General features: G+C 71.9%; 12 protein-coding genes. 3 read left to right on the forward strand and 9 right to left on the reverse strand.

Annotated features, from left to right (window positions below; genetic code table 11):
* From VGN18_RS21145 to VGN18_RS18040, 5 genes are all read right to left on the reverse strand, one after another.
* The coding region (locus VGN18_RS21145; protein ID WP_349259963.1) for an NAD-dependent epimerase/dehydratase family protein at window positions 1–95 on the reverse strand (95 nt) is incomplete at its 3' end.
* A 31-nt stretch (window positions 96–126) separates the two neighbouring features.
* A complete protein-coding gene (locus VGN18_RS18025; RefSeq protein WP_327541106.1) occupies window positions 127–795 on the reverse strand; it encodes a PIG-L deacetylase family protein in 669 nt (222 codons plus the stop codon).
* Between the two features lies 1 nt (window position 796).
* Entirely contained in the window at window positions 797–1633 is an 837-nt protein-coding gene (locus VGN18_RS18030; RefSeq protein ID WP_327541107.1) for a sugar phosphate nucleotidyltransferase, read from the reverse strand.
* Between the two features lie 12 nt (window positions 1634–1645).
* Complete coding sequence (locus VGN18_RS18035; RefSeq protein ID WP_327541108.1) at window positions 1646–2878, reverse strand: class I SAM-dependent methyltransferase; 1233 nt, start codon at window positions 2876–2878, stop codon at window positions 1646–1648.
* A 96-nt stretch (window positions 2879–2974) separates the two neighbouring features.
* Entirely contained in the window at window positions 2975–3715 is a 741-nt protein-coding gene (locus VGN18_RS18040; protein ID WP_327541109.1) for a heparin lyase I family protein, read from the reverse strand.
* 232 nt (window positions 3716–3947) lie between these two features.
* On the opposite strand from VGN18_RS18040, the gene VGN18_RS18045 reads away from it, so the two are divergent.
* Window positions 3948–5042 carry an acyltransferase gene (locus VGN18_RS18045; protein WP_327541110.1) on the forward strand — a complete coding sequence of 365 codons (1095 nt, stop codon included), beginning with the start codon at window positions 3948–3950 and terminating at the stop codon, window positions 5040–5042.
* Complete coding sequence (locus tag VGN18_RS18050) at window positions 5039–6544, forward strand: O-antigen ligase family protein (RefSeq protein WP_327541111.1); 1506 nt, start codon at window positions 5039–5041, stop codon at window positions 6542–6544. The genes VGN18_RS18045 and VGN18_RS18050 overlap by 4 nt, the downstream gene beginning before the upstream one ends.
* On the opposite strand, the gene VGN18_RS18055 is transcribed toward VGN18_RS18050, so the two are convergent.
* The 4 genes from VGN18_RS18055 to VGN18_RS18070 form a co-directional block, all read right to left on the reverse strand.
* Window positions 6492–7523, reverse strand: coding sequence for a glycosyltransferase family 4 protein (locus tag VGN18_RS18055; protein ID WP_327541112.1), 1032 nt, complete (start codon window positions 7521–7523; stop codon window positions 6492–6494). The two genes, VGN18_RS18050 and VGN18_RS18055, sit on opposite strands and share 53 nt — an antisense overlap.
* Complete coding sequence (locus tag VGN18_RS18060) at window positions 7520–9409, reverse strand: glycosyltransferase (protein ID WP_327541113.1); 1890 nt, start codon at window positions 9407–9409, stop codon at window positions 7520–7522. The genes VGN18_RS18055 and VGN18_RS18060 overlap by 4 nt, the downstream gene beginning before the upstream one ends.
* Window positions 9400–10686, reverse strand: a complete 1287-nt coding sequence (locus tag VGN18_RS18065; RefSeq protein WP_327541114.1) for a Wzz/FepE/Etk N-terminal domain-containing protein — start codon at window positions 10684–10686, stop codon at window positions 9400–9402. The genes VGN18_RS18060 and VGN18_RS18065 overlap by 10 nt, the downstream gene beginning before the upstream one ends.
* A 155-nt stretch (window positions 10687–10841) precedes the next feature.
* Window positions 10842–11936, reverse strand: a complete 1095-nt coding sequence (locus tag VGN18_RS18070; protein WP_327541115.1) for a glycosyltransferase family 4 protein — start codon at window positions 11934–11936, stop codon at window positions 10842–10844.
* Between the two features lie 151 nt (window positions 11937–12087).
* Here VGN18_RS18070 and VGN18_RS18075 point away from each other — a divergent pair.
* A partial coding sequence (locus tag VGN18_RS18075; protein ID WP_327541116.1) for an NAD-dependent epimerase/dehydratase family protein occupies window positions 12088–12461 on the forward strand: 374 nt, incomplete at its 3' end.

The following is a 12461-nucleotide window of genomic DNA, read 5'->3' on the forward strand; positions in this document are numbered from 1 at the left end:
GTGTCGAGGCCGACGACGTCGTGCCCGGCGGCGGCGAAGACCTGCCGCAGGACGGTGCCGATGTAGCCCTCGTGGCCGGTGATCATCACGCGCATGTCGAAAGAACTCCCCGGGTCGGTGCGGTGGTCAGGACGGGTCGGATGAGAAGGAGACGATCGCCTTCTCGACGGTGAACGCCTCGGCGTAGGGCGCGCGACACTCCATGCCGCGAATCCGGCCGAGGGCCCGGAAGGTCTCGTCGCTCCACCAGTCGCGGGTGCCCTGCGACACGTAGTGCTCGCGCAGCAGCTCGCACTTGCGTTGCATCGTCTCGGGCGCGAGCGGGACGTAGTGGCTCGGCCGGTCGGCCCCGAGGTCGCCGTCCCACTTCGGGATCTCGTAGCGCAGCACGAGGTGATCGCGGAAGCAGGTGGTGACGACCTCGGCCAGCAGCCGGTGGTCCTGGTGGGCGTCGTGTCGCGACGGGGCGAGGATGACGTCGGGCGACAGTCGGGCGGCCAGCGCCTCGATGCGTGCCTTCACGTCGTCCCACACCTGCGGCAGGTGGCCGTCGGGCAGGTCGTGCACCTCGACGTCGACTTCGGCCGGCGCGCAGAAGGCCGCGGCCGAGGCCCGGAACTCCACCGCGCGTTCGGGTGTCGAACTCAGCACGACGAGGTCGGCCTGCAGGCCCGGTACTTCGGCGGCCAGCCGCAGGAGCGTCCCACCGGCGGCGATCTCGATGTCGTCGCAGTGCGCGCCGAGGGCAAGCAGGCGCAGCGGCCGGTCCGCCGGAGCCAGCAGCAGTGGGAACACCTCAGCGCTCGGACGGGGCGATCGCGGTGCGCGGGGCCCGCCGGCTCACGCCGGGCTCGGTGCGCCCTTCCCAGAGCGCCCACGGACGGTCACCCGACACGAACATCTGCTCGAGCTGCGCGCGTTCCTTGAGGGTGTCGGCCGGCATCCAGAACCCGTCGTACTCGTAGGCGAGCACCTTGCGCTCCTTGGCCAGCCGCGGCAGGGCGTGGCCGACGAGATCCTCGCCCTCGCCCAGCACGTCGAAGACCTCGCGCCGGAGCACGAAGTAGCCGCCGTTCTCGCGCAGCTCGAGGGTCGCGACGGAGTGGATGTCGGTGACGCGCTGGTCGTCGTCGCTGCGCACGACGTGGAACGACGACTGCGGCGGCGTGGCCAGCATCGAGGCGACGGCGTCGCTGTCGGTCAGCCGCTGCACCATGTCGTCGAGCGAGACGTCGGTGAGCACGTCGGCGTAGTTGGCGAGGAACATCTCGTCGTCGCCGAGGTGGGGTCGCACGCGGCGCAACCGCTCGCCGATCGGCGTCTCCAGCCCGGTCTGGACGAACGTGATCGTCCAGTCGGCGATGTCGTGGGACAGCAGGTCGACCGTCGCGCCGCCGTTGCGCAGGACGAAGTCGTTCGAGCGCGTCTCGTCGTAGTGCAGGAAGTAGTCCTTCACCGCCCACGCGCCGTAGCCCAGACACAGGATGAACTCCGTGTGGCCGAAGTGCGCGTAGTAGCGCATGACGTGCCAGAGCAGTGGCCGGTCGCCGATCATGGCCATCGGCTTCGGGGCGTCGTGCCCCTCGTCACGCATGCGCATGCCGTAACCGCCGCAGAAGAGCACAACCTTCATCACAGAACCTCGTCAGATCACAGTGAGTTCGGGGATGGGGAACACGAGCCGCCCGCCCCACTCGGCGACGTAGGACAGCTGGGGTTCGATCTCGGTGCGCAGGTTCCACGGGAGCACGAGCACGTAGTCCGGCCTCGTCTCGCGGATGCGCTCGACCGGGTGGATCGGGATGTGGGTGCCGGGCAGGAACATCCCGTGCTTGTGCGGGTTGATGTCGACGGTGTACGGCAGCAGGTCGGCCCGGATGCCGCAGTGGTTCAGCAGCGTGTTGCCCTTGCCGGGGGCGCCGTAGCCGGCGACGGTCTTGCCCTCGCGGGCCGCGCCGATCAGGAACTCGAGCAGATCGAACTTGATCTTGTCGACCGCGCGGGCGAAGCCGAGGTGCCCCTCGACCGTGTGCAGCCCGGCGGCCTCCTCGAGGGCCAGCACCTCGGCCACCGCGGGGCCGATCGCGTGTCCCGCCGCGGCGTGCCGCACGTGCAGGCGCAGCGATCCGCCGTGGGTGTTCAGCTGCTCGACGTCGACGACGACGAGATCGGACAGCGCGAGCGCCCGCTGGGCCGTCAACACCGTCAGGTACTGGAAGTGCTCGTGGTAGATCGTGTCGTACTGGCGACCCTCGATGAGCCGCATCAGGTGCGGGAACTCCAGCGTGAGCAGGCCGTCCTCGGCGAGCAGCGCGGCGAGACCGGCCACGAAGTCGCGCAGGTCGGGGACGTGCGCGAAGACGTTGTTGCCGGCGACGAGATCGGCCCGGCCGTAGCGCGCGGCGAGCTCCTGCCCGGTCTCGGCGCCGAGGAAGGTCACCTCGGTGCGGATGCCCTTCTCCAGCGCCGCCTTCGCGACGCCGCCGGAGGGTTCGACGCCGAGCACCGGGATGCCGGCGGCGTGGAAGTGCTGCAGCAGGTAGCCGTCGTTGCTGGCCACCTCGGTGACGAGGCTGTGCGGCCCGAGGCCGAGCTCGGTCGTCATGCGCTCGGCGTAGCGGCGGGCGTGCGCGACCCAGAACTTCGAGTACGAGGAGAAGTAGACGTACTCCTCGGTGAAGATCTCGTCGGCGGGCAGACACTCGGGCAGCTGCACCAGCAGGCACCGGTCACAGATGCCGACGTGCAGCGGGTAGAACGTCTCGCCGTCGTCGACACGACTCGCCGGCAGGAAGGCCTCGCACGGGGGTGACATGCCGAGGTCGACGAAGGTCGTCTGCACCGGGGAGCCGCAGATCCGGCACGGGTGAGACGCCATGACTGCTCCACTGGTCGGTCGGTGCGGCACCACGCGGAGATCACCGCGTGGTGCCGAGCCTACTGTGACCTCACACGCCGGGTCGGCGCGCGTCTCCTACCTGACCGACCACGGCGTGGTGCCGACCTTGAGCCGGTCGTGGTAGACCGTGCCCGTCTGGTTGATCAGCGGATCGCGGTAGTAGCCGATCTTCATGTACGAGGTCTGGCCCGGGTACAGCGTGCCCGCCTTGGGGCGCCAGCCCGGAACGACCGCGACGCCGTTGCGACGCACGCTGACCGCGCCGGCCCAGGGGTTCGAGGAGAACTTCACGTGCAGCGTCCAGGTCTCCCAGACGTTGAGCCGGGCCCGGCCGAGCAGGCGCCAGTCCATCCGCGGGCCGCCGGGGTACCCCCAGCCGCCGTCGATGCGCCACATGCCACCGGCCACGACGAGCTCGAGCGGCGGCGACCCGTCACCGGAATTCTTCCACTGGGTCAGTACCTGCCACCGGCTCGTGGACAGCGGGAAGTTGCCGGCCAGGCGGGTGGAGAACTGGAACCAGAGGTCGTCGCCGTTGTGGAAGGAACGCAGGTTCGGCACGCTCTCGCAGCGATGGCCGCCGGCCGGGATCGTGTACCGGCCGGCGTAACCGCCGTCGAAAGTGGGCGTGCGGACCAGCGTCGGGGCGTAGGGCAGGTCGTTCCACGGGGTGGACTGGAACTGGCGCAGACCCGTCTCGTAGTTGCCGACGTACATCGGCAGGTAAGTCGTGGCGAGCCTGGCCCGCGGCGCTGCGGTGACCTGGGTCGCGCCGTGCGGGGTGCCGGAGGTCAGCACCGAGACGGTGAGACCCACCAGGCCGAGGGTGAGGACGCGCGAGCGCCAGGCCCGAAAGGGGCGGCGCTGGTTGGGGGCGGGCTGGGATCTTGCTGTGAGGTGAAGCCGGGGCATGTACGGGACTCCCTGAAAGTCGACCCCCGTCGCCGTCTGCACTGGTCTTACCCCCGGCGTGCAGGACTTCAGCATGCGTGAAGATCGGCTGTTTGTGCAACCCGCAATTGCACCGGTGGCGCGCTAGCGTCTTGGCGTGAGTCGTGCGACCCGAAGCCTGACCTACCGACCGGAGCTCGACGGGCTCCGCGCGGTAGCCGTCCTTGTCGTCGTCATCCACCACGTGTGGCAGCCGGCCCGGTTCTCCGGATTCGTCGGCGTCTACGTCTTCTTCGTCCTCAGCGGGTACCTGATCACGACGATCCTGCTGGCCGAACGACGCGAGACCGGACGCGTCCACTTCCGGCTGTTCTACGCCCGCCGCCTGCTGCGGCTCTACCCCGCGCTCCTGCTCGTGGTGGCGGTGGCGGTGCTCGGGTACCCGTGGCTGTCGGGGACGCTGCCGCACTACGTCAAGGAGGCGTTCTTCGCCGCGACGTACACCGGCAACGTCTACATGACCTACGGCCACGCCTACATCGGACCGTTCGCGCACACCTGGTCGCTGGCCCTGGAGGAGCAGTACTACCTGCTCTGGCCGGTCGTGCTGGGGGTCGGCCTGCGCTACGTGCGCCGGCCCGGGCTGCTGGCCGGCCTGCTGATCGCGCTCGCGGTGGGGTCGGCCGCCCTGTACGCGCACGAGTTCACCTTCAACGGCACCGACTTCTCGCCGATCGCCACCGCGTTCGGACTGCTCGCCGGCAGCGCGCTCGCCCTGGTGCTCTCGCCCGAGGGGCCGCCCGTTGCGCGGGTCCTCGGCTCGGCGATGGCCGGCGCAACCGGTGCCGCGCTGCTTGCGGTCGTGCTGCTGGTGTTCTCGCTCACCCGTGCGGTTCCGGACGGGCTGTACGCGCCGGCTGCGGTCGTGGCGTCCCTGCTGCTCGTCGCGCACTGCGTGGGAGCCGTGCCTTCGGTGATCCGCCGGGTGCTGGTGCAGGCGCCGGCCGTCGCGGTCGGCAAGATCTCCTACGGCGTCTACCTGTGGCATTTCCCGATCGTGCTCACGATCGGCCACTTCTGGCCGAACGCCTCACCGTGGTTGGTCGTCCTGCTGACTTTGATCGCGACGTTCGCCGTCGCGACGGCGAGCTACGTGTTCGTCGAGCAGAGATTCCTGCGCTGGAAAGACCGTCTGCATCCCGCCGGCGCCGGATCCGCGCCGACCGCCGTGTCCGAGGGACGGTCGCGATGACCCTCGACCGTGAGGTCCGCATCAAGCACCGCGTGGCCGGACTGGTGGCCGTCGTGTACCCCGTCCTGGCCGTCGGCGCGATGGCCGCCTACTTCCTCAAGGGGACGGTGCTCGGCCTGCTGCTCGTCGGCGGGCTGGCCGCGTTCCTCGTCTTCACGCTGCGACCGGTGATCGCGGCCGTGCTGCTGCTGGTCATGTGGGGCACCGTGGTCACGCCGAAGTTCGGCCAGCTCGGCCTCGGACCGATCCATGCCTCGATCGCCGAACTGATCCTGTTCACCGCACTCGTCGCCATCCTGCGTCGCTGGATCGCCGACGGCGCCCCGGCCCGTGGCTATCGCCTGACCGGGCCCATGACGGCGCTGATCGCTGCGGTGTTCTTCGGTGCGGTGGTCGGCATCCGCAACGGCGAGCCGGTGCGCGAGGCGATCGATGCCGTGCGCTCCATGCTCGCGCTCGCCACCTTCTTCGTGCTGCGCAACGCCTTCCACGGACGGGCGTCCCTACTGGCCCGCTGGCTGGTGGCCACGACGACCGCCGGCTGCGTGCTCGCCGCGATCGGCATCGTCACCGGTCTGCCGATCTCGGGCCGCTCGGTCGACTACCTGATCACCGCCAACGCGGTCGCGCACGTCGACCGCATCGACCCGCCCGCCCTGCGCATGGTGTCGCTCGTGCTGATCATGCTCATGTGCGGCGCGGCGCTGCGGGACCGCCCGGTCCTGCGTCTCATCGCGATCTCGGCCATGTTCTACATCGAGCTGATGAGCTTCACCCGCAGCACCTGGATCCCGCTGCTGCTCGTCGGGCTCGTCGTGCCGGCCGTCGTCAGCCTCCGGCCGCGCCTGCTGGTGTTCACCGAGCGGCTCGTGGTTCTCGTCGGTACCGCCGCGATCCTGCTGTCCCTCGCTGCGAGCGGCGCGCTCGGCTACACGGCGAAGACGGCCTATACCCGGTTGGCGAGCACGGTCAGCTCGGCGACGCTGTCGGACAGCAGCCTGACCGACCGCACCCAGAACGAGCTCGAGAACGCGATTCCGGCGATCCTGCACCATCCGATCACCGGCGTCGGCCTGAACCTGCCCTACGGCGCGTCCAACGCCTACTACGGTCCGCTGCTCGACATCACGACCGCGAGCGACCGCCGCTTCATCCACAACACCCCGATCGGCATCTGGCTCTGGCTCGGGCTGCCCGGGCTGTTGGCGATCATCTGGCTCACGGCGCGGGTGGCGTCCACGGCCCGCCACATCTACCGGCGGGGGCGGCGGCAGCTGATCGGGCCGCCGATCGGCGCCGCGGCCGGGCTGCTCGTGCTGGCCGTGCAGTCGACGTTCCAGACCAATCTGCTCTACCAGCCGGCGCTCGTGGCCGGCGCGGCCGGCCTGGCGTACCTCGACCTCTGGCTGCACGAGCACCGGGCCGAACTGGACGATCCGGCCGAAGCGGTCAGTCTCGAGCCGATGCCGCCTGCAGCCACACTCCTCGCATCCGGGCGATGATCCGCTCGCGGCTGAAGCGGTCGCGCACGAAGGCATGGGCGGCCTGACCGCGGGCCGTTGCCGTGGCGGGGTCGAGGGCACGGATCAGCGCAGCGGCGAGCGCCGGGGCGTCGCCGACGGGGACGAGTTCGCCCGTGGCCGGCTCGGTGTCGACGAGCTGGCCGATGCCGCCGACCGGGGTGGCGACCACGCCGCACCCCGCCGCCATGGCCTCCAGCAGGAACATGGGCAGCCCCTCGAAGCGCGACGGCAGCACGCCGACCCAGGCCGGGCCGAGGTGCGCCTGAACGACGTCGTGGGGCTGCTCGCCGCCGTACTCGACGCCGGGGACGTCGGGGTCGAGCGGGGCGTCGACCAGCGGCCCGAACAGCTGCAGCCGCGCCTCGGGAACCGCTCGCACCACCTCGGGCCACGCCGCGAGCAGGACGTCGACGCCCTTGCGTGCGGAGAGCGCGCCGGCGAACACCGCGGTGGGCCGGTCGCCCGGCGCTGCGACATCATGCGGCACGGCGACCGGGTTCGGGATGCGCTCGACGTCGGTGAACCCGAGCGCGCGCAGGTATTCGGCGGTGGCCTCGGACAGCACGGTGATGCGGTCGGCCCGGCGCAGCACGAGGGTGGTGAGGTGCGGGTGCCCGCGGGACCAGTCGGGAAAGCGCCCGCTGTGCAGGGTGATGACGACGGGCAGCCGTCGCAGGCCGGCAACGACGGCCAGTGCGCCCTCCCGAACGAACGACCCGCGCAGGGAGATGTGCACGTGGACGACGCCCAGCCCGCGCCGGCGACGGGTGACGAGGTGCAGCAGCGCGCCCAGGAACCGGCGGACGGTGCGGACGCGGCTGGTGCTGTCGTAGGTGGCGATCGCGTTGATCGTGAGCCCCGGCTCGTCCGCCTCGACGTACGCGCGGATCACCGAGGCGATGCCGCCGTAGTCGTCGGGCGAGTTGCCGAGGTGGGTGACGGTCAGCGAGTCGCTCATGCCATCACTGCGCCCAGGACGTGCTCGTAGCCGTCGAGCATCGCGTCGACCGAGAACGCGGCCGCGGCCCGCTCGCGCCCGGCCCGGCCGAGGGCGGCGAGCTGCTCGGGATGGTCGAGCACCTCGCGCAGCGCGTCCGTCCACGAATCGACGTCGAGGCCGGCGGCCAGCAACCCGGCGCCGCCGGCCAGCATCTCGGGAATGGCCCCGACGCCGTTGGCCAGCACCGGCACGCCCGACCACATCGCTTCGAGGAGCGACAGCGGCTGGGCCTCGAGCCGGCTGGGCAGCACCATCAGATCGGCATCGCGTAGCGCGTCGGCCGGGTCGGCGACCCACCCGGGCAGGCGGATGCGGCCGCGCAGCTCGACCGGGACCGCCGCCTCGAGCTGCGCGCGGTGGGCGCCGTCGCCGTAGATGTCGAAGGTCCACGGACGGTCGGCCAGCCGGGCCAGCGCAGCGATCGCCGTCTGCAGTCCCTTGCCCTCGACGAGGCGGCCGAGGAAGACCATGCGCACGCCGTCCGGGCCTACCGGCGCGGTCTCGCCCACCTCGCCGGCCGGTGCAGGCACGCCGTTCGCGACGACGAAGGGGTCTGCGGCGTGCAGGTACTGCCGCTCGGTCAGCTGCCGCCAGTGCGACTCGGACAGCGCGATCACGCCGTCGCTGCGCCGGATGAGCCGGGCCAGCCTGGAGTTGTAGGTCGGGCCGTCCGGCTGCGGCGCGGTGTGGGCGGCGACGAGCCAGCGCCGCCGGCCGTGCCCGAGCGCGGCGTGACGCCAGATCAGCCCGTAGGCCGCCTCGGTGTTCGTGGTGCCAGTGACGACGACGGCCGCGGTGTCGAGATCGGGCCGGGGTACCCGCCACGGCGTCACCACGACCTCGACATCGCGGCTCACCTCGTCGCGCAGCGGGCCCTCGTGCTGCAGCACGACGAGGCTGACGGGGTAGCCGCGGCGGGCCAGGCCGTTGGCGAGCAGCACCCGTTGCCGTTCCGCCCCGCCGACGTCAAGGGTGTTGCTGGTGATGAGGACGTGCGGCTTGTCCGCCCGCGCGGCCAGCGCCCGCTTCGAGCGCTGCACCCGGCTCAGCGCCGCGGTGGCCGCGCCGTACGCCGTCGCGCTCGCCCGGCCGTGGTGGTCGCCGAGGTAGCGCAGCTGGCTCTCGCGCAGCAGGCGCCGGCTGCGGGCGCTGCGGGCGGGGGAGTCGGCCACCGTGCCGCCGGCATCGTGCTCGGCGCCGGGCTCGTCGACGAGGTGCAGCGTCCAACCGGCGGCGCGGGCGCGGGCGGCCCAGTCGGCCTCCTCGGAGTACAGGAAGTAGCGCTCGTCGAACGGCCCGACCGCCCGCCAGGCGGCGCGCGAGATCAGCAGGCACGAGCCGGTGAGGTAGCCGACGGGGCCGAGCGGCGGGGCGGGGTAGAGGTCGCTCGTGAGCGCTCGCCGTGATCCGCCCCGCCCGGCGTACGAGCCGAGCTGGCGCAGCAGGCCGGGCTCGCGGTGCGCGTTGTCCCACGGGCGCCCGTGCGGGACCGGTACGAGCGGCGCGGCTGCCGCCACCCGCCCGCCCGAGGCCACCAGCGCCCGCGTGCCGGACAGGTCGCCGACGAGCCGGGCGTCGGGGTTGAGCAGCAGCAGGTCGCCGTCCGTGGTGCGGGCGGCGAGCCGGTTGACCGCCGCGGCGAAGCCGAGGTTGTCCGGGCTGAAGTGCCATGAGACCGAGTCCCGCGTCGCGGCGAGGTCGCGCACCGCATCGCTTCCGTCGGAGGCGTTGTCCCACACGTGCACGGGGGAACCCGGCAGCCAGGTGGCCGCCGAGTCAAGACACCGATCCAGCAGATCGGCCGCGCGGTAGCTGACGATCAGGATGTTCGGCGCTAGCGCCATCGTCCTCGCCGGTGCTTCGGGGTGAGGACGACACCGACGACCGGAAGGTCGTAGCCGGCGAAGCGGCGCATCGTGCGGCGGGCGATCGCGCGGTCGGTGCGGCCGGTCTCGACCACGACCACGACGTGGGTGCAGAGGTCGGCGATGATCTCGGTCTCGGCGTTGTCGATCGACGGGCCGGCGTCGACGACCACCGTCCGCGGGACGGCCGGGGTCTGGTTGGCCAGCAGCTTCAGGGCCTCCTGGGCCCAGTTCGTCGCGGCGCGGTCGGAGTCGGTGCGCGCGTCCTCGGGCAGCGACACCACGCGCAGGTCGTTCGGGCTGTCCACCGGGTGACGCAGTCGCATCTGCGCGCGCGGCGCCGACTTGCCCTGCCGGGCGACCGGTTCGGTGCTGTCGTTGGCGAACTGTTCCTCGGTGACGAGCACGGTCGGCACCCCGTTCAGCGCCAGCGCGCAGGCGAGGTTGCGGGCCACGGTGGAGCAGCCCTCACCCCGCACGCTGCTGGCCACCAGGATGCGTGGGTCGCCGCCGCCGGCCCGGTGGTGGGCCCGCACGGCGATCTTGTGGAACTCGTCGCCCGCGGCACCGCGATCGCCGACGAACAGTTGGGAGCGGGCCCGACGCTTGAGCAGCGGAACCGCGCCGAGCACGCCGGCGCCCAGTTCGGCCTCGGCCTGGTCGACGTCCTGCAACGACGAGTCGAGGCTGTAGCGCAGCAGCGCGCCGGCGACGCCGAGGAACAACCCCACTGCCGCGCCGAGGGCGAGGATCAGCGAGTTGCTCGTGGAGGCCGACACGGGCACGCTCGCCTCGCCGATCGCGACGAGGGTGGAGACGGGCTTGCCGCCGGAGCTGGCGTTGACCTCGATCTCGCGGACGACGGCGATGAAGACCGAGACGGACTGGGTGGTCACGAGTCGCGCGGCAGTCGGCGTCGCCGCCGTCGCCTTGAGCTCGATGATGGCCGTACCGGTCGGGTTCGCCGCGGCGATCGAGTACGTGCCGGTCGGCACCTTGCCGGCCAGGCTCTCGTCGACCCGGTTCGCCACGAGGTCGCTGCCGGCCACGGTGAGGTAGGACGAGATGCGGTTCGCGGCCACCTGGTTCGCGTCGTTCGTCGAGTCGCTGCCGGACACGAGGATCGACTCGGACGACGTGTAGCTCGGCTTCGACCGCGCGACCAGCGCCGCCGACAGGCCGATCCCGATGACGAGGAAGACGAGGATGAGCACGACGTGCTTCCGCAGCGCGCGCACGTAGTCGTGGATCTGCAAGGTCGACCCCCTTTCCTCGTCCCGTTCCCGGAAGGCTAACCGGGTCCCTAACTGCCTTCGTCCAACACTCCGCCGGCGTGAGCTCCCGGGACGATCATTTCGTCCCGGTCCACCGGGGCGACGACCGCCCTCACACCGGCCTCAGGAGGCGAGGGTCAGAGGCCCTTCACCAGCTCGGCGAAGTGCCGCGCCATGACCGCGCTGGTGAACATCGAGCGCACCCGCGCCGCCCCGGCCGCGCCCATCTCCGCCGCCCGCTGCGGGTCGTCGAGCAGGGCCTTGATCGCGGCGGCGAGCGCGTCTCGGTCGTCGGGCGGGACCAGGATGCCGGTCTCGTCGTGCACGACGTAGTCGTCCATGCCCGGGTTCGCCGTGACGACCACCGGACGCCCGCTCGCCATCGCCTCGAGCGCGACGGTGAGGCCCGAACCGGTGATCGAGGGCTTGAGGGCAACGGCCACGACGCTGGAGCGGGCGTAGACGTCGCGCATGCGGCCGTCGAGGCGGCCCGTGTGCAGAGTGACCAACCCGTCCGGGCACTGCACCGGCAGACCGGTGGCGAGCTCGAGCGCGATCTCGGGGTGGTGCGGTCGCAGCGAGGCGACGGCGTCGATCAGCAGCTGGTGGTCGCGGTTGCGGTCCTCGCCCGCGCCGACGACCACTCCCGGACGCTCCGGTGGCGGCTGGACGCGGTAGAAGTCGGTGTCGATGCCCACCGGCACGAAGGTGGTGCGGCTGTTCGGGACGCCCCACTCGCGAGTCAGCAGCGGCACGATCGGCGCGCTCTGCGCGAAGACGAAGGCCGCGCGCGGCAGGGCTCGACGGGCGAGCCGGGCCATCATCGGCGGCGCCTCCGCGGGGGAGGTCAGCCAGGCGACCCCGGTGATCGTCGGCGGCGCGAAACGGTGCGGTACCAGCGCCGCCGGCACACCGGTCCGCTCGTCGTAGCAGAGGACGAAGTCGGCGGCCCGCCGCTCGCGGCGGCGTGCGGTGTCGAAGGCCTCGACCAGCTCGGCGCCGGCGCCGCTGCGGTGTCGGGCCGAACGGGCCACGCGGGCGAGTGCCGTCCTCGTGCGCCCGCTGTGCTCGGTGAACGGCGGCGGGCGGAACGTGACGTCGACGCCCTCGCGGGCCATGCGGTGCAGGCCGTAGGGCGCCGCGTCGGGCACCTCGTCGACCTCGTGCCGCGCGCGCCAGTGCTCGGCATCCAAACCGCCGGCGAGATCGACGTAGACGCGCGGTCGGCCCATGCCTGCACCCTATCGACCGATTGCGCCCAGTACTGATCGCGCCGGGCGAACCCTGCGGTCGATCCGGGCCACCGCCGGCCGCCGTCCGCCGTTAGAGTCGCGGTCAGGGGCCTGGTGCGGGGCCGGGCCCCATCAGGATCGGATCGTTGTCGTGAATCTGCGGGGGCTGGATTCGCAGCGCGTTCTCGTCACGGGGGCGAGCGGCTTCATCGGCACCCATCTGGTCCGGGCGCTGACCGCGGCAGGGGCCGAGGTGCACGGCGTCTCGCGGCAGCCGGCCGCCGACGACCCGCCGGCCTACCCGGACGCCTTCGTCGGCGACATCACCAGCCGCCAGGCCGACCTCGCCGATCCCGGCGCGACGCAGGACGTCTTCGACGACGTCCGCCCCGATCTCGTGTTCCACCTGGCCAGCCACGTCAGCGGTAGCCGCGACCTCGATCTCGTGGCGACGACGCTGCGCGACAACCTGCTGACCACCGTGAACGTGCTGACCAGCGCGAGCCGCTCCGGCCGGCCACGGGT

Origin of the sequence: Jatrophihabitans sp. (genome assembly GCF_036000465.1) — a bacterium.
In the GTDB taxonomy this organism is placed as follows: Bacteria; Actinomycetota; Actinomycetes; order Mycobacteriales; family Jatrophihabitantaceae; genus Jatrophihabitans.

Coding starts and splice junctions, on each gene's coding strand:
- VGN18_RS18030 (WP_327541107.1), bottom strand. CDS start 1,633: ATGAAGGTTGTGCTCTTCTGCGGCGGTTACGGCATGCGCATGCGTGAC.
- VGN18_RS18035 (WP_327541108.1), bottom strand. CDS start 2,878: ATGGCGTCTCACCCGTGCCGGATCTGCGGCTCCCCGGTGCAGACGACC.
- VGN18_RS18050 (WP_327541111.1), top strand. CDS start 5,039: ATGACCCTCGACCGTGAGGTCCGCATCAAGCACCGCGTGGCCGGACTG.
- VGN18_RS18055 (WP_327541112.1), bottom strand. CDS start 7,523: ATGAGCGACTCGCTGACCGTCACCCACCTCGGCAACTCGCCCGACGAC.
- VGN18_RS18060 (WP_327541113.1), bottom strand. CDS start 9,409: ATGGCGCTAGCGCCGAACATCCTGATCGTCAGCTACCGCGCGGCCGAT.
- VGN18_RS18070 (WP_327541115.1), bottom strand. CDS start 11,936: ATGGGCCGACCGCGCGTCTACGTCGATCTCGCCGGCGGTTTGGATGCC.